Raw genomic sequence first — 23,228 nt, 5'->3', positions numbered from 1 at the left:
TCACAGGGGAACGGCATCGATGAAGACGCTCCGCTCCATAAGTTCCGGGACCCCTTCGGCCGACGGAGGGGCATCCGGCGAGGCAGGGTACCGCTCTGTCTCGCGGACGACGAGACGGAACGGACCCGTGCCCAAAGGCAGCGGGAGAGAGTGCAGCGGAGAGCCGAGCCCACCGGAGACAGCCAGGCCCGGTACGCGGGTCCATGCCCTCACGCCCTCCGCAGGCTCACCGCAGAGCGTGAGATCGACCTCGGAGGCGTTCGCGCCAGTCGGCACCGCGCAGGTCTCCACCGACGCGTGCACCCGGTTGGGCAGGGGACCGAGCGGGCCCGTCCCCTCGAGCAGGACGCGCAGCTCCCCCGAACCCCGCTCGACCGTCAGCGCGCGGTCCGGCAGCGGCTGCACCATCTCGGTGAGGACGACGGGCGAGAGCTCCAGGCCCAGATCAGGCAGGCTCTCGGGCTGGTATCGGCCGAGGGCGAGTTGCGCGAAGGGACGGTAGGAGGAGGCGGCTGCCGCGGAGAGGTCGATGTCGGCGTACCAGCGGCCGTCGTTGAACCACACCTCGTACGGCACGGCGATCACCTCCCGCCCCAACTCCGGCAGGGACACCGAGCGAGGACGAGGACCGGAGAAGCCCGACAGCGCGGACGCCTTCAGGGCGACGACCGGAGCCGGAGTCGCCCAGATCGGGTCGCGGTTCAGTCGCGACACGAAGGGGTGCGCCGCCTCGGGCACGTCCCCGGGAGGGTCGCCCGGCCACACCACCACGGCCAGCTGCTCCCCCTCACCTGTCGTGTACCAGGGACGAGCCAGCTCGACGCGCAGCCGACCGCCCGAACGGGTGCGGTGCAAGGACTCCCACCCCGTCGGCACTGCGAGCCCTTCCCAGCGGAAGGACGGTGTCGTGGACAGTACCGCCGGCGGCGCGGGGCGGGCCGAACTCCGCACGGTCACGGGGCCGAGCGGCTTCTCGGCGAGGAACGCCTCGGGGTCCGCATCGTCGAAGAACTGCCGGAACCGGCTCACCGCCGTCGCCGTGTAGGTGATCGTGCGACGACGTGTGTCGCCGAACTCCTGCCGCAGTGGAGGGAGGTGGGTCGCGTCGCGCTCCAGGTGAGCCGGAGGGAGAGCGGCGGACGCCGGGCGGGCGAACGACGTCGGGTTCCCGACGCCGTCGTCGTGCCATTCGTCCCAGCCGGCGACGAGATCGAGCTGGATCGTACTGGCCGGATCGACGCTGAGGAGAGGGTTGAGAGGGTCGACCGGTCGCAGGGTGGCGAAGGTCTCCCCGCGCTCGCGAACGGCGACGAGCTGTCCGTCCGGGTCCTTCCTGGGGCGGCGCACGGCATGGACGAGGGTGACGACCACCGGTGGGGTGACCATTGGGTGGCGCCCGCCGAGGGCCGGGTCGCCCCCGTCCTGATCGGGTGGTGCCCACTCTCTGATCACGAAGTGGTTCGCGTAGGAGGAGTCGAGGTTCGAGGAGATCTCGACTGTGACCTGCTCGGCCGGTGCCAGCCGGAAGACCACGCGGTCGTCCGGGCCCCACAGGCCCGCCGGCTCCCAGCCGATGGCCGGACCGGGTCGCTCGCCCAGCACGAGGAGTTTAGCCGTGAGATCGGGCCACTGCCCGCCCCACGGCCGTCGGTCGGCCAGTGGCTGGGTGTCGCCGGGACTCCTCAAGAGACAGAAGGTCACGCCGTCCGCCGTCGGGTCGGGCAAGAACGCGTCGTCCGAGGGGACCACAACCCGCCGCACGAGCTCCCAGGTCCGCGCGTCGGCGCCGTCGAGGACGCCGTGCTGTTCCGCCAGCTCGCGGGAGGTGGGCGGCGGGAGCAGGACCCTGCTGTCGTTGTCCTCGTAGTGTGGATGCCGTTCGGCGAACTGGGCGGCGGTGAGGCCGCGGTCGCTTCGGATGACGAGTTGCGTGGGTGTGCCACCGGGGCCCAGCTTCACCTGGGGTGTCAACGGGCCTGTAGTGAGGGCCAGTTGCGGCGGGGGCAGTGGTTCGTGCCGGCGGTACGGGACGAGGAGGCTCGCGCAGGTGTCGGCGACGGGCTCGTTCAGGCGCAGGCCGCCCCCCGTCACATCGGCGATCCGGGCTCGGAGCTGGTAGGCCCTGCCGAAGCGCAGTTCGGGGAGGATCCCGTCCCGCAGGAACGTCCAGCGGATCTCGTAGGGCAGGCGGATCAAGGGGTTGGCCGCGGCGCCGTTGGCGTTCGCGGCCAGCAGGGACGGGCGCGGGAGGACATGGCTCCAGCCGTCCCAGCAGGCGACGACCTCATCGCCCAGCAACGCTCCGCCCTTTGTGTCGCGCCGCATCGCGTGCGGCTTGATCTGGCCCTCTTCCGCCCGGTTCGGCACACCGATGGCCTCTCCTCCAACGAAGTAGGTGGCCAGCCGCCGGGCGAGCGACATCCAGCCGCCGCTGCTGCACTGGACGTCGATGCGATAGCCGAGGACGAGGTCGTCGGCGGTCAGCTCGGCGTCCGCCATCCCGTCCAGGGTAGCCATCGCCTCGGCAGCCCGGTGGCGGGCGGTCAGGTCGTGCTCGCGGCCGTGCCGCAGGAGCATGGGCCCGGTCGAACGCAGCGCCGGGAGCGTGACGGGTTCGTCTTCGTCCGCCGACAGGCCGCGAGCGGTGTCGCGCAGTCTTCCCACGGCGCTGTCGACATCGAAGTTGGCCGTTTCCCACCGGGCCTCTTCCACGCCCCTTGCCGTCTCCACCTGCACCGTTGCGCCGAGGTCGACCATGCCGCTCCGGATGCGCTCGGTGGAGGCGGGCAGGAAGTCGGTGCCGTCGAGCTCGTAGCGCGTCCAAGGCGATTCGACAAGGTCGCTGCCCCTCCAGAGCACCTGGACGGATCCTTGCGGGTCGAGTTCGGCCGCGGGCAGACGGACATCGAAGATGAGGCCCAGGGAGCGGAGGACCGCCGGGTGCTCCCGGAGGAACGACACCGCGCGGTGGAAGTCCGGGACACCGCTCCTGTTGGGAGCTGGCTGTGGCGGGCGGTCGTGGTGGGGGTGGTGGGCGCGCCGGGGTCGTCGTCGAGCCACGTCTCGCGGAGCTTCTTCCGGATGGCACTCTGCGCCGTGGCCGCCTTGGAGCCGTGGAGGGCGACCTTCTTCGCCGCTTCGGTGTACGTTTCCGTGACGAGCTTCGCCTGCGCGGCGGTGTGTTCGACGTGCCGGTAGTCGTAGGAATCCGGTGCGTGGTACGGCGTGACCTTCATGTCCGTCTCGGTGCCGAAGAACGACTCCCACACCTCGGGGTCGGCTTCATGGTGCAGTTCGCCGCTCACCGGGCGGGGAGTGGGACGGGCCTCGCTGCGCAACGTCACCTCGATGTCGGCGCCGGCGAGTTGGTCCGGCCATCTGCGCATGACGGAATCGGCCACCAGCCCGGCCGTCCGGAGCCGCGGCACGATGAGTGCGCGCAGGACGGCGCTGTCGCCGGAGACCCTGCCGCCCGGCACCGCTACCCAGAGCAGTGTGCCTTCCGACTCACTCATGGTGTGAACGCCTTCCTGTAGTCGATCCAGGCCGTGAGACCGGAGTCGTCCAGTGCCGGGGCGCCCTCCTTCCCGGCCAGGACCCATTCGCCGCTGTCGATCTCCACGGAGTCGGAGTACAGGATCAGATCGATCTCGATCACGAGAGTCGCGCGGCCGGTCATCTGGTTGCGGTCGGGGTTGTAGGTGAGCGTCACGCGGAGCTCGATCGACACCGACACCAGGCCGAGAACCTCGACGCTGCCGCCGATCCTGATGAAGCCCGTCAGGCTCACCAGGGTCCCGTTCTGACCCCGCTCCATGGCGTAGCGGACACCACCGAGGGCGTGCACTTCGCCGGTGGCCACGATGAAGTCGACGGCGAACGCCGCGCCGAACTCCAGTGACGCCTCCAAGCGCTGCAGTCCGTCCTTGTCGATTCTGACGTCGATGTAGCCGCCGCCACCGAACAGTAGGACGCTGAGGTTGAACGGGTTCTCGCGAGTGGCGAATCCGAGGGTCACGGACACCGGCGTGCCGTCGAAGGGGACGTTGACCCCCGCGCGGAAGGCGATGTTGCGTAGGAGGAAGCCGCCGGTCGCCACCTCGGTAACGGCGACCGCGTACTGGGCGGTGGCGCCCTTGTCGGACACGGTGACGATCGGAGCGGAGTCGCCGAGCGCCACCTTCTCTTGGAGGTCCTTCAGCAGTTTCAGGAGACCCATGAACTCGGCCGAGACGCCGTTCACCTCGAGCCGGGGTTCACGGCCGGTCTCTTGGATGAAGGTCAACGAGCGGAACGCCAGGTGCAGCAACGGCTCACCCGACGGTGGCAGCCGGAGCGAGAAGTCGTTGACCGTGCAGCTGGTCCTGGTGCCGGTTGGCGAGGTCGTGATCTCGAGGCAAAGTTCCGTCACGGGAGCACGGACGTTCTCGGGCGCTTTGTCACTGACGTGGAACGGCGGATGGTCGCGCAGCTTGACGTGCTGCCACTTCATGGTCACCGCGGGAGGCTGTCCGCTCGTTAGGTCCGTGACAATGATGGGCGGTTCCTTGAAGTCAGTGGGGTCGATCAGGTCGCGAATATCGAATCCGAGGATCGTGGCACCCTCGCCGAACAGCTGGGTCGGGTCCAGCGGTCCTCCGGGCTGGGTGGGCAGACAGGCGCTGGCGATCGGCCCGAACGTCCGGGAGATGCCGTCGGCCTCGATCACCGGCGAGATGAGCCCCCCAGACCGGTCGGCGGCCGTGGTGAAGTCCGCGTCGATAGTCCCCGCCGCCGTCTTGAGCGCCACGTCCACCGCGCTGCCCCGCTCGAGGTAGTCCTCGGTGAACTCCAGGCTCACGGGCGGGCTGTCACCGAGGAGTGTTCGCAGCGCGGGGAAGCCGACGAGGATGTCGGACAGCTCCGGACAGAATCCGCCTGTGCTCTGGTGCACGCCGGCGATGTTGAGCCGGTACACCTCGTGGACGTCTGCCGGTTTGCGCTCCGGACCGCCCACGAGGGCGATCGCCGTGCCCGGCAGCCCCACCAGACCCGCGGCCTGCGCGTCGTATTCCTCCTTCAGTTCCGCGGCGACGCCCGGGTCGGTGAGCGAATTGAAGGCGGCCAGAAGGGTGGTCTCGGGTTGATCGTGGTCCGCGACGAACATCATCGGCAGTTCGAAGTGCACATCGCCGTTCTCACCCGCGCAGCGCACCGGGCACCGCACGATCTGCCCGTCCCGTGCATGGCGCGGCCAGAAGTACAGCGGCAGGTCGAAGGTGTCGGTCCCCGCGGCCTTCACTGCCTCCATCTGCTGCGTGACCACGGCCATGGCCTCCCACAGAAGGAGGTACTCGCGGGCCGCCGAGCCCGGTGCCGCCAGGTCCTCCATCACGGGACCGGCGCCCGGGTAGCCCATCTCGCCGTGCACCTCGTCGTGGAACTGCCTGGCCTCGCGTGACAGCTGCGCAAGAACGTCCTGGAGCCGGGGCAGTTCATGGGTGGGCACCGGATAGGGCGTTAGCGGGGTGTCCTTGAGGTCGGTGTACACACACTTGGTGATCTCCACCTCCGAGAAGGGGAAGGCGCGTGCGAGTCGCTCGTCGTCCGGGGCGACGGCGCGAACGGGCTCGGTGCAGGTGAGGATTCTCCGCTTGCGCAGGGCGGCGATCGGCTTGCCGGACTCCGGGTGGAAGCGACGCTCCGTCACCTCGACGTACTCCGCCCGGTGACCGAGGGGATACAGCACCCCCTTCTGTACGGTCCGGACCTTCAGGTCGCGTCCGAGGGTCGCGTCGTGGTCCCAGGAGAAGTTCTTCCAGGAGCCTCTGACCGCCAGGGATCCGCCCAGCGAGCTGAGTTCCAGCCGGTCGGTGGGAGCGGTGTCGGGCTGTGCACGGATCGTCAGCCGACCGTCCCTGGTGAGCGGTAGCTCCGGGAAGGGATCGACGTCCCCGGCGTCGAGGACGCGCACCACCATGCCGGCTTCTGGGCCCCTCTCACTGGACTGCAGCCGTGCCCTCCAGAGACCGACCTCGCCGGACCTGGAGGCAACGGGGAGCGCCGGATGGTCGCTGGCGATGTGCCCCGTCCCCGACCGGCTCTCCGGCGCGACGATCAACCGCCAGGGCATCTCGATTGCCGTGCGGTCCGCGCGCTGCTGCTCAGCCGACAGCACCTGGCCCGCGTTCAGCGCGGAGAGGAGCCCCTCGATGGTGAGGGGGATCCGGGGCGGTGGGGAGGGAGGGGCGGTGGTGGGCAGTGTGAAGGCGACCTGGCTCGGTCCGGCCAGTCGTGCCGGCCACACGTCGAAGCCGGAGGTCGTTGCCGGGTCGAGAGACGACGCGAGAGGGCCGTCGGCCGCTGCCGTCTCCTCGACGGTGTGCTGGGGAGGGAAGGTGAGCGTGATCTTCGGCGACTGCCCGGGCAGCGGCTCCAGCGCGGGCGGGCCCCCAAGACCCGGCTCCTCCACGAGTGTGAAGCCTGTCCATCGGACCCCCAGGCACAGCAGATCGGAGCCGCGCACCATCAGATACGGGGCGTCGGACGGTACGGCGTTCCACCGGGAAGGTGGCGGCTGGACTGTGGGTTCGACGATCTCCAGCTGGTGCCAGTCCGCCCCGTCCCAGTGCCAGTGCCGCAACGAGCCGTCCTTGAGCCGGGCGCACACATCGAGAAGACGAGGCCCACGTGAAGCCGCCGTGGGGTCGGAAGCCAGGCCGTCCCCGAGAACCTTCGGCCCCAGCCACATCCTGTTCCCGGCGTCCCACCGCCAGTGCTGAAGCACGTTCTGCGTGGTCCGCGCGAACAGGTCGATCTCGTCCGGTCCCCGCGACAGGACCACCGGGTCCGAGGCCAGGGCCACTTCCAGGCCCGGGGGCGGCTCGGGGCCGAACCATTGGCGGCGGCGGCCGTTCCAGCCCCAGTGGCGCAGCTCCCCACCAGCCTCCCGCGCGAACACGTCCAGCCGGTCCGCGGCCCAGGACACAGCAGCCGGTTTCGAGGCCAGGTCACCGCCCAGATCCTCGGCGTGGGACCACCCAGACCCGGAGGAGCCCCATCCGCGATCGCTCCACTGCAGGTGGTGCAGATGGTTGTCATCCCCTCTGGCGAACACATCCAGCCAACCCGGTCCGCGCGACAGAGCCGCCGGGTCGGATGTGTACCGGCCGATGTTCTCTGGAGGGTTCCACAGTGGTGAGTGCGGGTTTGCCCGCCAGTGTCTCAGCGGTCCGTCCACGCTGAGGGACAGGACGTGCAACCGGTCGCTCGTCGTCGGCTCCGGGGCCGTCAGCGCGGCCACGGGCGAGAATGACAACCACTGCGCGGCGGTCAGCGAGTAGTGCTCGGGAGTCCCCGTCGAGGTGCCCGTCCGCCACCACTGGAGTGATCGGTCCGCGCCCCGGCCGAAGACGTCATACCGGAAGCGGGAGGACACGACGGCCGAGGGGCCTGAGATCAGGGAACCTTTCGGGATCTCGCCCCGCAACCACTGGAGTCCTCCCCCGGAGGGCTGACAGAACCAGCGCTCGAGTGTGTCGTCCGGGGCCCGGACGAAGAGATCCAGGTGTTCGGGATCCGTCGCCACCATCGCGGGAGCGGAGGCGATCCATTCCTCACTCATGCCGGTGCCCGTCCTTCGGTTCCGCCGCTTCAGGGCGCCGGGTTGAGGCAGATGGGCTGCGTCGTGCCAGCCATGGTCGACTGCGTCAGGACGATGGTCCGGTAGAGGTACCCCTCGCGCGCGATGCCCAGCGCGTAGTTCTCGTAGCGCCCGAAAATGACGGCAATGAACTGGCCGTTGGCGTCGAACTGGTACGTGTTGACGCCGTCGAAGATCCAGGCATACGGCAGCAGCACCTCGCTCAGGCAGTCCCTCAGTTCCAGGGTCACCACCCACGTGGTGAGGACCTCCTCCCGTACGCCTGTCAGTGGCTCCGAGCCCAAAATCGACGGACCTTCGAAGACGCCCGTGCGGGTGGCCGGGCCGGAACCCTGCCCCTTCGCGGCGAGGAAGCGGCGCCACACCGGGTCGGCCGGTGTCGCCGGACTGCCCGGAGTCCCCATCTGCATGAGTACCGTGCGGATCACCGCGGTGAGTTTGGTCGCCAGGTCGTACTCATCGGTGACCGGGAATATCTCGTCCGGCAGGTGCGCCTCGACCACCTCCAGCGGGAGTTGGTCCTCTCCCAGGGTCAGTGGCGAGCCGTTGAGCGTCTTCTTCAGTTCATCCAGGCTTCGGATCGGCACATGGCCGCGCAACTGCCCGGCGATGTCATGGATCAGCGCGGTCTCCGGATGGGACCGGATCAGGATTTCCGTAAAGGATTCCTTTCCCGGGGCGCTCTGCGTGGGATTCGACATGGTGTCCGGCTCCTGGTGGTGAATGCTTACTTGATCAGTACCGTGTTGTGTGATTGGAAGAGTCCGTACCATTCGGTGTAGATCCCGCGGTCGCAGAGGTACGGGTTGGTGATCAGCACCCCTGAGTTGTCGGTGCGGCGGGCCATGTTCGCCGCCTGCTTGTGCGACCAGTGACCTTCGGCGTGGTAGCGGTAGAAGTGAAAGTCCCGGAAACCGTTGGGAAAGGCACCGGTGACCAGTGCCAGGATCACCCGGTTGCCCCCCGGAGGCTGGCAGTCGACGCCAAACAACCGCAGGCCGTCTTTGAACAGGCCCTGAGCCACCTGTTGGCCCGTCACGGTCGCTGGGATCTCATAGTCGTGTTTACGTCCGGGCTTCGCCATCGTGTCGGTGCGGTAGTTGACGCCGTAGTTGTAGCAGTTGTTGTACGGCTGGACCGCGGGGTGGTTCCAGAACTCCGGGTTGAACGGCGCGCTGTCCCAAGGGCACGGGGCCGTTCTGCGCCCCAGCGTCATCACCTGCTCGTCCACCTCGGCAGCCAGCTCGTCGTCCTGGTGCGCCTTGGCGGCGGCGAAGCTCTGTGCGTCGCCGAACGTTTTCCCCACGATCCGTTGGATCTCCCCGCGGACCATCTCCCGGAGTTCGTGTGAGAATCCTGCCTCCACCGCTTCGTACGCCCCTTCAGGCGGCGGCTCCGGCGGCATGGTCTCCAGAAGCCGGTCAGCCAACTCCGCGCTGATGTAAGGATCCTGCGCGCCGCCGCCAGCGAGTTCGAAAGCCGGAGGCAAGCCCGCGCAACCGATGTCATCGGTGAAATGCACCTGCACGCCACGGAATCCCAGTCCGGTGAATCCGCTGCCGATATCGGCGAGGGCGGCGCGATGGCGCACGAAGAACTCGACACAATCCCTTGTCCGGTCCGGATCCCGGATTTCCCACGAGGGGTTGTTAAGGCCCGAGAAGATGTCGACCGTGATGCAAAGACCCATGTGCGCTCACCTTTTCGCCCTGGGGAGGTCCGCGTGGCTCTGGGTGTCGTGCGTGGTCCCGGCTCAGGGCGCGGCACGCCGAAGGGACGGCGTGCGACGAGACGGGACGAGGAGCCGGAGGCCGTGTCAGGTGAGGGTCAATGCCGGGTTGCGTGGCCTGCCCGCGTGCGCTCTCGTCCTCACCCTCAATGCTCTCGCGTTCAGCCGTGACCGCAACCGCGGCGCCGGCGAGCGCTGCGGCCCTGCCCTCACGGCCGGGCGAGGAGCGTGTCCAGCGGACCGAGGTCGAGGTTCAGGGCCTCCATGGTCAAGTCGTAGCGCACGCACAGCTCGTCCATCCGGTCGTGGAGGATCGTCAGTGTCGCACCGATGCGCTCTTCCTGTTCCTCCTGCAGGTCCCCTTCGTCCACACGGTGCAGGGCCTGCCGCTCCATGAGCTGCCGCAGCAGCTCCACCAGGGTGATCACGAGCTTCATCAGATCGCGCCACGGTATCGGGATCGGTCTCCAACCGCCGGTACGTCCTTGTGGCCGCCGCGGCTGGGCGGCGGGAGGTCGTCCGGGCGCGCCGGAAGCAGGCGGAAGGCGAGGGATGCCTCCTCGGCGCTCTCCTCCCGTCGGCGAGCTCGGGCCGACGGGCCGCCGTGTCCTCGGGCCGGTCCTGGGTCATGGCCGCGACTCGTCTGGACCCGCAAGAGTTCGACATCGGCGATGGAGAGCGTCAGGTCCCCCGTCAGCACCACCCCGCCGCTCAGCAGCTGGTCGAGCAGATCGACGAGGGTGATCTCCCGGAGGCCGGGCGGCGCGGACTCCGTCCGTCCGCCCGGCCGGTGGACGCGTCGTCACGCTCACTGGCCGTGCGCCCCCTCGGCGACGCGCACGTCCAGACCCTCGAGGGCCGCGGCCAACTGGGCGCCGAACTCCTCCGCGCGCTCACGCTCTCGCCCTGCTGAACAGAAACACTTGACAGGGAAGCAGGGCTGCGAGCCCTGTGGTCCACCGTTCTTTCGCATCCGGCCCAACGCCGTGTGGCGCTCGCCCTCGACACAGGCACCAAGGGGCTTCTGTATGTCGCGGGCCCCGTACTGGTCGCGATCCTGGTCAGCCCGGACGGCGCCCGAGCACCGCCCTGATCACCACCGCCGTGGCAGGACTCACCGGTGCCGCCGTGGTGCTCACATGCCCCGCCTCCCTCAGGTGGAAGGCGACCCGCTCCGCCAGAGGCAACTGCAGCCCCCTGCGCCATCGCGGGCTGCGCGTACTCTTCCTCACGCTCGGCAGCGCGGGCTTTTCGGTCGGCGCGCTGACCGTGTGGTCCGTCGCCATGGCCGAGCACCACAACGCAGACTTGCTGTCGGGGCTCGTACCGGCGGCCTTTTCCACCGGCTCCATCCTCGGCGGACTCCTCTACAGCCGCCGGACCTGGCGCGGCGCGCTCACCACCCAACTCCTGGTCAGCACAGCCGGATTCGCCATCGGCTGAACTCGCCGACGCTCTCAGCGCAGTAGTGAGCCGGGTCCGTAAACCCGATGGAACCGTTCCCTCGATCTCAATCTATGACAAGTATGAGAAGACGTGGAACGCCGCCATTCTGATCCTCTACCAATGGACCATCGACGGCGAACACCGGCCCATCTCGGAGAATGTCATCCGCAGGTCCCTGAACGACACGCTTAAAGCCTCTGGGCTCGTCAATAAAAGCGGAGAGTCGCTGCACTTCCAGCCTCACGACTTTCGAAGGGTCTTCATCACCGACGCTGTCCTCAACGGCCTGCCCCCTCACATCGCCCAGGTCATCGCAGGTCACGACAGCATTAACACCACGATGGGCTATGCCGCGATCTACCCCGCCGACGCCATCGAAGCGCACCGCGCCTTCATCGCCCGACGCCGCCAGACCAGACCAACTGAGGAATACCGTGCAGTCACCCCAGAAGAATGGGATGAATTCCTCAGCCACTTCGAACGCAGGAAGCTCGCGCTCGGAGATTGCGGCCGGGCATACGGAACGGATTGCATCCATGAACACGCCTGCGTCCGGTGCCCTGTTCTCATCGTCGGCCCCACTGAAAGCCCCGACTCGAACAAATCAGAAACAACCTCAACGATCGAATCGCTGAAGCCGAACGCGAGGGATGGATCGGTGATGTGGAGCAACTCGGCGTCAGCCTCGCTGTCACAGAAGAAAAGATTGCGCAAATCGAGGGGCAACAGCGACGCAACGAAACGCCCACATTCCTGGGCATCCCCGCATTCGATCAGATCTCGGGCCGAACCAGTTGAGCCGCGAGGCCCTGGACCGGCCCAGTTCTTAGTCCGGAGAATGCTGCAACTACGAACGGCCAAAAGCCCGGCCGGCGGACAGTCTCCGCCAGCCGGGCTAATCCCATGGCGTGGCTCCCGCAGACGTCCTGTTAGCCCATTCTGCGGCATCGGCCACTCCCACGAGGGGGACGAACAGCAGGTTGCGTCTTACAGAGCCGTCTGTTTCAGGGTGCGGCCGAGGAGGGGGAGCAGGCGGTCCCAATGGCGCTGAAGTGCGGCGGGGTGGAAGGCGTCGGTGTCGGACATGGTGAAGCCGTGGACGGTGCCGGGGTAGATCTCGGACGTGTAGCCGACACCCGCGGCATCCAGGACCTGGTTGAGCTCGCCGAGAGCCTCGGGCGTCATGTCGGTTTCGGCGTGGCCGAGGTAGACCTCGGCGGTGAGGCGGTGCAGGCTGTCGGGCCCGTCGGCGCCCACGGGGCCGTGGAATCCAGCGACGGCGGCCACCTGGCCGGGGTGGGCCGCGGCTGTGCGCATCGCCAGGAGGCCGCCTATGCAGTAGCCGGTCACCGCGACCGGTCCGGCGCCGACCTCGGGCTGGGTGGTGAGGAACCTGAGGTAGGCGTCAGCGTCGCTGAGGACACGTTCGGCGGTGTGCGCCTCGATCAAGGGCATCAGCTGGGCGAAGACCGCGGGCCGGACCTCTTCTCCGATGTGCTCGGGAAGCTCGATCACCGGTGCCGGGCCGTGCCGGTAGAAGAGGTTGGGAACGAGCACGTAGTACCCGTGCCCGGCCAGTTCGTGGGCCATCTCCCGCAGCACGGGCCGGATGCCGAAGCCGTCCGCGTACATCAGCACCCCTGGGTGCCGCTCGCCACGGTCGGGGAAGGCGGCGAAAGCGTCGGCCTGGCCGTCTGCGGTGGGAATCTGCAACGTCTTGGTGAGCATGAATTTTCCTGTCGTGGTTGATGTGTCGAGCCTGTGATCAACACGACAGGAGGTGGAGCCCGCGCAGCAGCGCAAGATCCTCGATCGAACAGCGGGCCCGCACCGGCCCGTACGGCGCTCAGAAGAGCACCGGGTCACCAATCCGTGTGTGGCTCAACGCCGTCCCGGTAGTCATGGCCGCACAGAGTAGCCCACCGGCCAAAAAGCCGACGGTACTTCGAAACACTCCGTAGTTCGGAGAATGGCGGATGCTCGCCGAGCGGGCCTCAGCGACGCCCTGTACGTGGTGCCTCCGTTCCACCGAGACTCCGGCGACCGTAACGCGGCAGCGCTGGCCACCTTCACTGCGCAGCTGGGACGGCACGGCAACGCGGTACGCCGCGGCCTGATCCTCGGCGAGATCAAGAGCGTCACGCCCACGCCGTACGGTGTCCGCTACGGCCTCGCCCACCAGCGGACCGGCCTGTTCGCGAGCACCGCTCTGGACGAGCGGGTGCACCGCTCCTACCGGCCTGCCTTCTCCCAGGCCGCCGCCGAGCACGGCGCGCGCCGCGTCGGCCTGTTCCTGGTCGAGCGCAGTCCCCAGGGCAATCTGACCGTCGTCGACATGGCCGCGATGCTGCTGAACCGCCTGTACATCCCGGCCGACTCGAGCCACGAGGTCGTCATGGGCGACGCCTTGGCCGATCATGGCCGCGCGTTCATCAAGCCGGTCCGCTACGACGGGACCGACGCCGTCTTCCCCGACTTCGTCCTTTCCGACACCCCCCACACCTACGTCGAGGTATACGGGATCAGGGGCCGCGAGTCCTACGACCAGCGCAAACGTGTGAAGCAGGCGATCTACCAGCGGCGAGGGGCAGGGCTGATCGAGTGGGACGTCACCGAGCCGCTCCCGGATCTTTCCCTGCCCGGTCCGGGCGGGGGCGCGTGACTCACCCAGCAATGACATGGACTTTCCTGACGCCCTCGGGGTCCGATCTGGGTCTTCCAGTCGAGTAGCCGCCCCATCGAGGCCGCTCAGAAGCTGTGTCACATCATCTTTCCGCAGGTCATGGCGTTGCAAAGCGGGTAGTGATCGAGTTTCCCGTTCGGTTGGGCGTCGTTGGACGGGCAGCCGAACGGCAACGGGTGAGGGCTTCAGGCGGCTGCCGCGAGGGTGGCCGCCTCGGGGCAGCGGTGCTGTCGGACAGCCGGCGGGACATGAGGGTGATGAACGCCCACTGGATCTGGATATGGGCTTCGGCGTGGGACATCAGGCGTTCGTAGTCCCTCGCGTTGCGTCGGGCCCGCATCGTCCACGAGTTCGAGCGTTCCACCACCCACCTCTTCGGCAGCACGACGCAGCCGTCGGCGTTCTTGGGGCGGGGGACGACTTTGATGGTGATGCCGAAGGTGTTCTGGGCCCAGGTGATGAACTCGTCTCCGCCGTAGGCATTGTCGGCCCAGACCAGGACGATTTCGGGATGTTCTGCCTGCAGGCGAGTGAGCAGGATGCGGGCGGCGGCGCGTTCCTGGACATCGGCGGGGCTGACGAGCAGATCGAGCAGGAGGCCGTTCTGGTCAACGACCAAGCGCCGATTTCGCCCGTTTATGCCTTTCCCGTATCGGGCATGGCGTCGGGCGGCCGGATACGCCGCGCTCCACTTGCGCATGCGACACCGGCTGCCGTGGCGGCTGGGCCGCTTCCTCCACGCCTGCTACCAAGCCGGAATCCTGCGCATCGCCGGATCCGCCTACTAATTCCGCCACCGCGAACTCCAAGACCACCTCGTCACCAACCCGAGCCCACCAAACAGCACCTGAGCCGACCGCACCGGTCGAAGGCGGAGCCAGCCCCTCGTGTGCCACGTGTTGGACCGAACGTCTACATCCCGGCCGGGGGGGCTGCCCCTATCTCTTTCGTCAAGCCCGGCGAGGATGGGCGTCATGATGCACGGGGATCAGGGGCGGGACCGAATGGGACGCACGGCGGTGCACTATGCCGTGGCCGATGGCGATGTTGCTGGGTTGCGGATGCTGTTGGCGGGAGGGGCGGATCCGGACGCCGTGGATGAGGCAGGGTGGACGCCGTTGCATTTCGCCGCGCAGGCCCAGGCCCCGTTGGCCGCCGAGGCGCTGCTGGCGGCGGGCGCGTCGGTGGACGTGGCCGATCGGCATGGCAATACCGCCTTGTCGAAGGCAGTGTTCAATTCCCGGGGCGAGGGCGCGACGATTCGCGTGCTGCTGGAGGCCGGAGCCGATCCTGACCGGGGGAACGTGCACGGAGTGAGCCCGCGTGGCCTGGCCGACAAGATCGCCAACTACGACGTCGCGGTCCACATGTCTCACGGCGAGGAAACTGCCCGGTAGATGTCGGCTGGCCCTTCCGGCCCAGGTCAAGCTGCGGAGGCTGGTCGCGGTTCGTGGAAAGTGCCGTCTCTGAGCATGGCGCACCGGGTGGTTGGGATCACGTCTGCTGATTCCAGGAGACGACAGCGCGACGGCCTGGGCCGGGCCTACGTCCTCGTCGATGACGAGGAGCCGGGATCCTTCGTAGCCGGCGCCTGTCTCGCGCAGGAGGCCGGCGTCGGTGGCGAAGTCCGTGAAGAACCCCAACTGCAAGCTGACTGGGGGAGTCTGTCTCGTGCGCCGGAGCATCGGCCGGGGCAGGGCTGTACACATCCGGGTGGCACCGCGCCCACACACGCATAACGTGTCTGCAGGGGTGATGGGTTGCCCGAACCCTGACACCTGCACAGACAGGTGATCTAGAGTCCCCACCCAACACCCCCGCGCACACCAGGGAGACCTCACATGACCGTCCAGGAGAACACCACCCTCAAGGCCGCGTACGCCGGCAAGGTTGCCGCCGACCTCGCCGAGAACACCGCCGAGCAGGACCGCATTCGTGCGGAGATCGAAACTCTGCAGGCCCAACTCGCCACGCTGGAGACCGATCACGCCTTGCTGGAGAGTATGAGCGCCGCCCTGGGCGAGACCACCGGCGCGGTGCCCGCACCCCGCCGCGCCGCGAAGAAGACCGCTGCAGTTGCGAAGAAGGCTGCAGTGAAGAAGACCGCCGACGCAGTAGCGCCGAAGAAGGCTGGCGCGAAGAAGGATGCGGCCAACAAGACGACGATGGTGGCCGCGAAGAAGACCGCGGCCACCATGGGCGGGGCGAAGGCGGCCAATACCGGTGCGGACAAGGGTCCGGCGCTGACCGAACTGATTCACGCCCACCTCAGCAGTCAGAGCGAGCCGCGCACTGCACGCGAGATCGCGAAGGCCCTCGCCGACGCGAACCCCGGCCGGAACGTCAACGACAGCCTCGTGCGCACCACCACCGAGCGTCTGGTGGCCCGCAGCCGCGTCGACCGGATCAAGCAGGGATCGACCGTCTACTACACGGCTAAAGCTGATGCGGCACCCGCCGCGTCGGAGCCTGCCGCGACGGCCACCGCGGCAGCCTCCTGACCGCGCCTTGTTCAACTCACGTACCAGCGACAGGGCCCGGAAGCGACGTCACCGCTGGGCCCTTCGGGGTGTCAGCGGCGTTGACCGCCGCGCGCAGCGCCGCTTCGCTGTCCGCGCCTGGCCTGCCCTGGAGCACGTCGCGGAGCCTCGTCTCCGCCGGTGGGGGTGGGGGAGGAGAACCCGACCGCCACCGCAGCAGGTGCGGCGGTTGCGGCGGGTGCCGGAGCGCGCTGCCCGGCCCGCTCACTGCGCTCTAGTCGCCGCTCCGGTGCCGCTATGGCCGGCCGGGTGGTGGGTGCGGGCAGGCCGACGACGCGGGTGTGGGTCATGAGTTTCGCGCAGGCGGCGCACACTTCGGCGAGGTGCCACACGCATGCGACGGCCGGGTCGTGCCGCAGAACGAGCACGGTGCTGCCGGAACAGTGAACGCGCATGCCCTCGTGTGCGGCGCAACTCTGTGTCCAGCACTGGCAGGAGGCCCTCTCCCGCACCTGGGCGGCTTTGGCGTGGGAGGCGGCGTGCAGGGCGGCGAAGCGGCGCAGTGCGGCGACGTCCCGCGACCGCGGTGGCATGGTGCAGGCGCCTGTGGAGCAGGAGACGGTGGCTGTCCGGTCGGCGTGCCCGGTCAGCCGCACCGTCCAGGTACGGCCCGGCGTACGCCCGGTGGGGAGTTCGGTTGGGGTAGTGCTCACACGCAGCCATCCGTTCAAGGAGGTCGGGGGTCGACACATCATGACTTCCCCGCCAGGTGATCGTCAGCACCTGGCCGGGGCAGATGATCCGAGTCCCGCCTGGTGGCGCGCCGACCCGGGCCGCCTCCTGTCGTATGGCCCCATCCGCGCCCCGCGACCGGCTCCGCGGGGGGTGGGCTCAGGGTGAGCCGTCAGCAGGTGAGGACACCGGTCCGCATTGGCCGACCGGGCAGCGGGAGAAGAGGAATATGGTTGCCCGCGGCCAGAGCGCTGTACCGCGGGCACTGGCACTGTGCCAGATTCCGCGTGCCCGGCACCTCGCCTCCCGTGGAGCGGGGAGCCTTCCACGATGGTCCGTGGGTTGTCAGTGGTGGTCGGGACGCTTGTATGCGCTTGTGCGCGACGGCGGCTGAGGGGCCCTCGGTGTGGCTCGTATCGCCCGCCCAGCTCCGCGACTGGACCATCAGCAACTGAGCCCCTCGCGCCGCCGCATCAGGGTCGTTGTGCGTTCCGCAGCCGCTCGACCTGCCGGTTGACGAGATCGGCGCGGAAGGATGCGCTGCCGCCGATGTTCAGCTTCGTGAACGTCACGATGGTGTTCCCGGCCCGCACCACGGTGAACTGCTCGTTGCGGTCCCCGGGGTGTTCAGGGCCCATGGGGATGGTCTCGCGGAATCGCACGGCTTCGTCTCCGACCCCCGGGGCCTGTTCCATCGTCAGGGTTGCCTTGAACATCCCCACCCAGCCTGTGCCCTCGTACGAGCGGCAGGAGCCAGGTTGTCTGACCCGGGTGCCATGCTGTGCCGTCATGGACATCGAACACTTCTGGAACCTGATTGACCAAGCTCGCGGCAAAGCCGTCGACTCATCCGATGCCGACATCGCAAACCAGGCCACCGTACTGCTGGCCGCCCAGGAGCCCCAGCAGATCCTCGACGCCCAGCAGATCCTGTGGGATCTCATGGCCGCCTCCTATCAAGCCCCCCTCTGGGCTGCGGCTTACCTCATCAACGGCGGATGCTCCGACGACGGCTTCGACTATTTCCGCGGCTGGCTGATCACCCAAGGCCGCACAGCCTTCGAACAGGTCATCGCAGACACCGACCGTCTCGCCGACCTACCCGCAGTCCATGCGGCAGCGGTCGAGGGAATCGATCTGGAAGGCGAACAAACACTGAGCATCGCCTGGGACGCCTACGCGAGGGCAACCGGGACAGAACTCCCCAGCGACGCCTTCACCATCAACTACCCCAACCTCGATCCCGCCTGGGACTTCGACTTCGACGACCACAGCAGAATCGCCGCCCGACTGCCGCGGATCGCGGCGCTCTACCCAGAGTGATCGGCCAACCAGACACCTGGTACGCCCCACCCCCGGCCATGCTCATCGAGGACGGCCCCCGCGATTCACGGAACTCCGGTCGGAGCCGATGTCAAGGAGCCTCAACAACCTGCCTTCCGCAACCTGGACGCCCGACTCTCACCATCCGTGCCGCAAGGTACCCAGGGCCTCGGCGACGACGCGCACGCCGACGCCGAGGCTGAAGATGACCCCCAGATCCTCCTTGCATCGAACGCGCTGCCGAGGGGTTTGAAGTGGCCGGCGAGGGTGCTCTCTTCGAAGGACTCCAGGACATGCCACGGGGCACGGTGAGCGCGCCGTTCCACAGCCTGCGTTCCGAATGCGACTGCGTACGCGATGACGGCCGGCCACAACTCTGGAATCAGATAGTCCTTCGCCTCCCCCTGTCCGTCCTCCTCGGATTCCTCATCCTCGGCCAATACTCGCGGAGCGTGGCACGGTACAGGTCCTGGAGTCCGGGGTGGGCGCGCTCGACCGCGTCAACGACCGCGGCCAGCGAGGCGCCGGCGCCGAGCCCGTCCAGCGCCCATGGGCGCGAGACAGGAGGCAGCCAGATCCACAGCATGGCATCGCTCCAGTGCGCCCCAGGCGCCCACAACACACGCTTCCAAGCCTCGTTCACCACTGGCCCCAACTGTGCCGCTCCGGCGCATGCCAGCAGTGCCGCCACGGCTGCCCAACCCGCGGGAAGCGCCAGGTCCTGAAAGAGGAGTCCGTCGAACTCCACCGTCAGCTGCTCGGGGAACGCCCCGTTGACCAGGTCACCGGCGAACACACACGCCGGGCACACCCGCAGGGCCTCCGAGTCCGTCGCCATCAGCAGATGTCCCCTCGGGTAGGCATCCCCGCAGATCGCGCACTCGCCGTCACCCACCAGTGTGGCGACCAGCTGCGCCCGACCCTCGGCAAGCGCCGCCTCGACTTGCTCGACGATCGCCACAGGCTCCTCGGTCCCCAGTACCTGCAGGTAGACCGAGGGCTCAAGCAGGCTCGGGGCACTGAAGCCGATCGTGGGGACCTCGTACAGATCCGCCTCATCCGGGTCGCCGCTCCCGCAGCCACTGTGGTTGTGGCCGGGACGTCCGAGCAGTACCGCCGCCGGGCCAATCCACGAATTCCACAAACCCGACTCCGCGAACCTGCGCTCGGCATGGGTCGGCCACCCCGAGGCCGCGAACGCGGCGAGCATCCTCCGGTTCACGTCAGCCGTCAGCACCGGCCGCCGCTGCTCCTGCTTCGCCATCCGCTCGGCGCGGGCGTACTCACCCGGCGCCGCCACGGCCCGAACGTCCCGCTTGCGTGCACGATTACGCGTCATCCCTGATCCTCCCGGCGTACGCCCCCGTCACACACCACGGCAAGACACAGAGACGGCAGCATGCATCACGCGCGATTCGGAGAACCTTGTCCGGTCTGCCGGGACGACGTGGGCATCCAGGCGCGGAGGCTGGCAGACGCGACTGCCAACGCCAGCTTTAGCCCGTGACTGACCCGGAAGCGCAGAGACCGCCACACCCACGCTTCCCTCCGAGGAGGTAGCCTCACGGCCGAACCCGGCTGAGCACCTCTGTTCGGGGAACCTGGGAAGAGCCAGCACGGCAACTGACTCTGCTGCTCGTGGGGGTGACTGGCCCTCGGTTCCGCTTGGCTGATGCCAACCTTGTGGTATCCCCTTGATCCCCGGTGCGCTGGCCGGCAGGCCAGGGATGGGTTCGCTGCGGCCGACCAGCGGGAGAGAGGGAAACGGCAGCGAGCGCACACCAGGGTGCGCCGGGGACGGGTTCGTGCCCGAAGGTCTCTGTGTTCGTTATGGGGGTCCTTCACTCTGTCCGCTGTCCATTCTGGGACGCGACCGACTCGCATCGATAAGGACCCGCACCGACCTACGGCATAGGTCCTCCGATACTTCTTATCCGTTTCTTCTCACTTACCGTGACCACAGAGAGTACCTGCGGCTCGTATTGAGCCGAGAGGCACGCAAAATGGACGGCATGGACGGCACGCTGCACCTAGCCCACAGGGCGGGCCGACATCGGCACGGCGGTGGCTCACTGATCTCGCCGCACGCGCGCCGCCCGGAACGAATCGGCCAGCATCCACACGGGCGGGAGCAGCAGGAGAACGACAACTACGGTCCACACCCAGGCATGATCGCTCAGATACGGCACAACCGTGTCGCCGAGCCACGGGAAGAGATGGTCCCCTGCTGGCCGGATGAATCCGGCCAAGGCGAGCACCGCGACCGCCGCGACGGCCACGCTCGCGACAAGGGTTCTGATGTGTTTCGAAGGGGCGGTGACCGAGAGTAGGACGACACCCCCCAGCACTGCCGCGAGGCCAAGGAAGCCGATCAGCGTGAAGGTGCTGGTGGCGGCGATCGCGCCGGTGCCGATGAGGAGCAGCCCGGCGGCCAACGGCTTGCCGCCGATGGCTTCGGGGCGGAGTACCTGATGGGTGAGGACCAGGGTTCTGCTGACCGTGCCGAACAGCGGCCGGAACGACTTCCACTGCGCGGTCCCGTCCTCGACGGCGTTCGAGACCACCGCGGCGCTCTGCACGATGCTGCGGGTCAGCAACTTGGTGCCGCGCTCGTCGGCAAACGTCTCCTCCGAGATCTGGCAGGTGCCGAGGAGGTCGGCGGCGCGGTCCGGCGGAAGCGGTGTATTGCCCGCCGGGCCGTTGGTCGCTTCCTCGTACGCGGCGAGAAAGGTGATGGCGGTGTCGGCGGTCCCCAGCTTCGTATCGAGCTTGGCTTGCCGCGCTACGCAGCCCAGTTCCTCCGCGGCGATGAGCCGCTGCAATCCGCTCGCCAGCCACAGCGAGGTGACGGGGAGGCTGGCAGGTAGGTCTGAGGGGCTGCCGGTGGCCGCTGTGAGGAAGGCCAGTTCTGCTGGCTTCCCGTCGGGGAAGGGGGTGAGCACGCCGGCGGGGGGCTCTCGGCCCGCGATGTCCCGCAGCGTTTCCTCAAGGATCGCCATGAAGGAGTCCCCTAGGTCATTGGCGAGCCGCGCCAGCAGCCGCGGGGACAGCAGTACGTGAACGAGCCAGCCAGCTCCGTCCAGGCGCCCCCACATCCAGTCGTTGGCGCGCCATGACCTCTTGTAGAAGGCGCCGAAGTGGTGGAGCTGGAGCCCGGTGAGCTTCTCCTCGGCCAGGCTGCGCGTGTCGAGCAGGGTCCTGGTGTCGGCACTCATTTGGACGAGCTCCACCACCTGCCGGGCAGCCGGTTCGTCCGGGTACATGACTTGCTGCGCCGCCTGTAGATCGAACAGCCGTCGGGCTACTCGAGCGACGGTCTCGTCCGACAGCGAGGCTTCGGGGGCCGCATCGGTCAGGTAGACCAGGACTCCAGTGATGTCTGCGGCGGCCGCGCTGTCCGCTGGCAGGAGTTGCACGAGAAGTTTACGCGCTTGCAGGACGACATCCGCGAGCGCTCGCCACGCGTCCGCCGCCAGGGCCAGCTGCTTGTCCGCCGAGGGCAGCTGGCTGCAGACGGCCTTCTGCCATTCGCCCGATGCCACCAGCTGGGAGATCTCGTCTGCCGGCACCGTCGCGTCTGCTGGCAGTGTCTTGCCGGCGGCGAGCGCCTCGCTGAGCTGTTCGCGCAGGTTTGTCGCCGCCGAGTCTGCGGGCATCGCAACGTGCACCGGCTGCATCGCGTCGTGTACCTGCGCGATGAACGCTCCCAAGGACCTGCGGGCGTCAGGCTGGGGGTTCGCCGCGAAGCCGCCGCGTACAAGCCTCAGCACGGTGGCCTTGGCCCCATCGAGCGCTGGCCGACCGAACTGGGCCAGCCCGTTGAAGAGGTTGTCGCCAGCGAGATCACTCGGAAGACTCTCGGTGATCGCCGTGGCAGCCGCGGCGGTGAGCCTGTCGAGGTCGGCGCCGAAGCCGACGGGGCGGCCGTCCGCCGCGAGGCTGCCGTTCGAGGCAAGTTGGCGCAGTGTCTCGTTCGCGGCGGCACCGGCCAGTGTCTGGGCGCAGACGGCGCGGTATTCGGCGTCGAGTCCCCCTGCGGCCAGCTCTCCGTCCGGGCCGGCGAGAAGGGCCAGGCGGCTCTCGGCGCGCTGCCGGGTGCGGGCTCGTTCGTTGTGTGCGGTGAGAGCTTTCAGTTCGGCGGTGATGGACTGTGACTGGAGGGCGTTGACGTCCGCGAGCAGCGCGGGGCCCATGGCAGGGATGTCGTCCTGACTGGGAGGTGGGGCCGTCGAGGGGGCTGCCAGACCGGGGGACGGCACCACGTAGGCCAGAACCCTGCGCACCTCCTGGTGCGCGGGCCGCTCGAACACGGCCTGCAGCGCCGGGCCCAGCGGGCGGTTTGCCAGCAGCCCACCGTCCGCACAGAACTGGGTCCGGGTATCGGTGCCCACGTAGGGGAACATGTCCGGATGGCCGTCCACGCCCGCCTCGCCAATCGGCACGAACGCCGGCTCGAAGGCGCCGGGGAAGGACGCGCTGCTGCGGGCCGCAAGCGCGAGGGCATCCACCACCGCGTCGGAGCCGAGCTGGTGGGCGGTGAAGGTGAACAGGCCCTGATGGGTGGTGTCGCGGATTGCGGTGCCGTAGTCGTCTCTGAACGGGCTGTCCACGCCGGCAAGGAGCGTGGTTGTGATGAAAACACGCGTAGGGTCATCGTCCGCGGTGCCCGAGGCACCCGGGGCGGCCGGAGCACCGTTCACGAGTCCCCTCAGCGCGTCGCGCAGGCCTTTGAGTAGGACGCCGTCACCGTGCAGCAGGGACGGCGGGGCCTGTTCGGAGGGATCGCGCAGCAGGGACCTGAGCGAGCCCTCGTCGAGCCAGAGGTCGCGCAGCCCGCCAATATCGCGGCGCTGGACGTTCGCCAGTCCGAGGAACGCTGCGTTGATGCCGCCCGCGCTGGTGCCCGACAGTACGTCAATGCTGACGTCCAGCTGCAGGAGGTCGAGAAGCTGTTGGTACTTCGCCCTCACCTGCTGGTCCGTGGATGCGGCGGGTTCTTGCACATCTCGTCGACCCGCCCCGGCCAGGAGGTTCATCTCCCGAGCGACGCCGCCCATCCACACTGCCAGGCTCACCCCGCCAGTGAAGGTGGCGGCCAGCCGTAGCTCGGACCGTTCTTGAGGGCTCTCGCCCTGCTCGGTTGCGTCGTCCCTGCTCATGCTCCCATGGGATCTCTGACCAGCGGCGGTCGCA

Annotated in this window: 20 protein-coding genes; 8 read left to right on the top strand and 12 right to left on the bottom strand. The window is 68.3% G+C overall.

Annotation, left to right across the window (positions count from 1 at the left end):
* Complete coding sequence (locus SLUN_RS01595) at positions 1–3,060, bottom strand: hypothetical protein (RefSeq protein WP_159100138.1); 3,060 nt, start codon at positions 3,058–3,060, stop codon at positions 1–3.
* Positions 3,061–3,225: 165 nt separating this feature from the next.
* Here SLUN_RS01595 and SLUN_RS01585 point away from each other — a divergent pair, with 165 nt between their 5' ends.
* A complete protein-coding gene (locus SLUN_RS01585; protein ID WP_108146828.1) occupies positions 3,226–3,522 on the top strand; it encodes a hypothetical protein in 297 nt (98 codons plus the stop codon).
* Here SLUN_RS01585 and SLUN_RS01580 read toward each other — a convergent pair.
* From SLUN_RS01580 to SLUN_RS42250, 5 genes are all read right to left on the bottom strand, one after another.
* A complete protein-coding gene (locus SLUN_RS01580) occupies positions 3,512–7,603 on the bottom strand; it encodes a DUF8189 domain-containing protein (RefSeq protein WP_108146827.1) in 4,092 nt (1,363 codons plus the stop codon). The two genes, SLUN_RS01585 and SLUN_RS01580, sit on opposite strands and share 11 nt — an antisense overlap.
* A 29-nt stretch (positions 7,604–7,632) precedes the next feature.
* Positions 7,633–8,343: a hypothetical protein gene (locus tag SLUN_RS01575; RefSeq protein WP_108146826.1), complete on the bottom strand. Its 711-nt coding sequence runs from the start codon at positions 8,341–8,343 to the stop codon at positions 7,633–7,635.
* A gap of 26 nt (positions 8,344–8,369) precedes the next feature.
* Positions 8,370–9,332, bottom strand: coding sequence for a hypothetical protein (locus SLUN_RS01570; protein WP_108146825.1), 963 nt, complete (start codon positions 9,330–9,332; stop codon positions 8,370–8,372).
* Positions 9,333–9,580: 248 nt separating this feature from the next.
* Positions 9,581–9,808 (bottom strand): gas vesicle protein K, encoded by a 228-nt coding sequence (locus SLUN_RS42255; RefSeq protein ID WP_170146537.1) that lies wholly within the window; start codon positions 9,806–9,808, stop codon positions 9,581–9,583.
* On the bottom strand, positions 9,808–10,071 hold the full coding sequence (locus tag SLUN_RS42250) for a hypothetical protein (protein ID WP_371413895.1): 264 nt from the start codon (positions 10,069–10,071) through the stop codon (positions 9,808–9,810). Before SLUN_RS42250 ends, SLUN_RS42255 begins: the two co-directional genes overlap by 1 nt.
* Between SLUN_RS42250 and SLUN_RS42245 the strand changes: the two genes are divergently transcribed.
* The 3 genes from SLUN_RS42245 (at position 10,000) to SLUN_RS01555 (ending at position 11,868) form a co-directional block, all read left to right on the top strand.
* Positions 10,000–10,284, top strand: coding sequence for a hypothetical protein (locus tag SLUN_RS42245; RefSeq protein ID WP_159100137.1), 285 nt, complete (start codon positions 10,000–10,002; stop codon positions 10,282–10,284). The genes SLUN_RS42250 and SLUN_RS42245 overlap by 72 nt on opposite strands.
* 191 nt (positions 10,285–10,475) lie before the next feature.
* The gene (locus SLUN_RS01560) at positions 10,476–10,814 is read left to right on the top strand and encodes a hypothetical protein (protein WP_108146824.1); all 339 of its coding nucleotides are present in this window, start codon (positions 10,476–10,478) and stop codon (positions 10,812–10,814) included.
* A gap of 25 nt (positions 10,815–10,839) precedes the next feature.
* Positions 10,840–11,868 carry a site-specific integrase gene (locus SLUN_RS01555; protein ID WP_257153620.1) on the top strand — a complete coding sequence of 343 codons (1,029 nt, stop codon included), beginning with the start codon at positions 10,840–10,842 and terminating at the stop codon, positions 11,866–11,868.
* Here the strand turns inward: SLUN_RS01555 and SLUN_RS01550 are convergent.
* Positions 11,805–12,545, bottom strand: a complete 741-nt coding sequence (locus SLUN_RS01550) for a dienelactone hydrolase family protein (RefSeq protein WP_108146823.1) — start codon at positions 12,543–12,545, stop codon at positions 11,805–11,807. The genes SLUN_RS01555 and SLUN_RS01550 overlap by 64 nt on opposite strands.
* 241 nt (positions 12,546–12,786) lie before the next feature.
* On the opposite strand from SLUN_RS01550, the gene SLUN_RS01545 reads away from it, so the two are divergent.
* Positions 12,787–13,479: a DUF1173 family protein gene (locus SLUN_RS01545; RefSeq protein WP_108146822.1), complete on the top strand. Its 693-nt coding sequence runs from the start codon at positions 12,787–12,789 to the stop codon at positions 13,477–13,479.
* 118 nt (positions 13,480–13,597) lie between these two features.
* Here SLUN_RS01545 and SLUN_RS01540 read toward each other — a convergent pair whose 3' ends face one another.
* The gene (locus tag SLUN_RS01540; RefSeq protein ID WP_108146821.1) at positions 13,598–14,200 is read right to left on the bottom strand and encodes a transposase; all 603 of its coding nucleotides are present in this window, start codon (positions 14,198–14,200) and stop codon (positions 13,598–13,600) included.
* A gap of 304 nt (positions 14,201–14,504) precedes the next feature.
* Between SLUN_RS01540 and SLUN_RS01535 the strand changes: the two genes are divergently transcribed.
* Positions 14,505–14,897, top strand: coding sequence for an ankyrin repeat domain-containing protein (locus SLUN_RS01535; RefSeq protein WP_217503634.1), 393 nt, complete (start codon positions 14,505–14,507; stop codon positions 14,895–14,897).
* A 444-nt stretch (positions 14,898–15,341) separates the two neighbouring features.
* Positions 15,342–16,001: a hypothetical protein gene (locus SLUN_RS01530; protein ID WP_108146819.1), complete on the top strand. Its 660-nt coding sequence runs from the start codon at positions 15,342–15,344 to the stop codon at positions 15,999–16,001.
* A 71-nt stretch (positions 16,002–16,072) separates the two neighbouring features.
* On the opposite strand, the gene SLUN_RS01525 is transcribed toward SLUN_RS01530, so the two are convergent.
* Both SLUN_RS01525 and SLUN_RS01520 read right to left on the bottom strand, forming a co-directional pair.
* Positions 16,073–16,693, bottom strand: a complete 621-nt coding sequence (locus SLUN_RS01525) for a hypothetical protein (RefSeq protein WP_108146818.1) — start codon at positions 16,691–16,693, stop codon at positions 16,073–16,075.
* A 492-nt stretch (positions 16,694–17,185) separates the two neighbouring features.
* Complete coding sequence (locus SLUN_RS01520; protein ID WP_159100136.1) at positions 17,186–17,503, bottom strand: hypothetical protein; 318 nt, start codon at positions 17,501–17,503, stop codon at positions 17,186–17,188.
* Between SLUN_RS01520 and SLUN_RS01515 the strand changes: the two genes are divergently transcribed.
* Positions 17,502–18,035, top strand: a complete 534-nt coding sequence (locus tag SLUN_RS01515) for a DUF4240 domain-containing protein (RefSeq protein ID WP_108146816.1) — start codon at positions 17,502–17,504, stop codon at positions 18,033–18,035. The genes SLUN_RS01520 and SLUN_RS01515 overlap by 2 nt on opposite strands.
* A gap of 382 nt (positions 18,036–18,417) precedes the next feature.
* Here SLUN_RS01515 and SLUN_RS01510 read toward each other — a convergent pair whose 3' ends face one another.
* Positions 18,418–19,374, bottom strand: a complete 957-nt coding sequence (locus SLUN_RS01510) for a hypothetical protein (RefSeq protein ID WP_159100135.1) — start codon at positions 19,372–19,374, stop codon at positions 18,418–18,420.
* Positions 19,375–20,104: 730 nt separating this feature from the next.
* Positions 20,105–23,194: a patatin-like protein gene (locus SLUN_RS01505; RefSeq protein WP_108146814.1), complete on the bottom strand. Its 3,090-nt coding sequence runs from the start codon at positions 23,192–23,194 to the stop codon at positions 20,105–20,107.
* Positions 23,195–23,228: the final 34 nt, after the last annotated feature.

The organism is Streptomyces lunaelactis (assembly GCF_003054555.1).
Taxonomy (GTDB): Bacteria; Actinomycetota; Actinomycetes; order Streptomycetales; family Streptomycetaceae; genus Streptomyces; species Streptomyces lunaelactis.
Note: the sequence above shows the minus strand (reverse complement) of the source record. Positions and strands in the feature narration are given on the sequence as shown.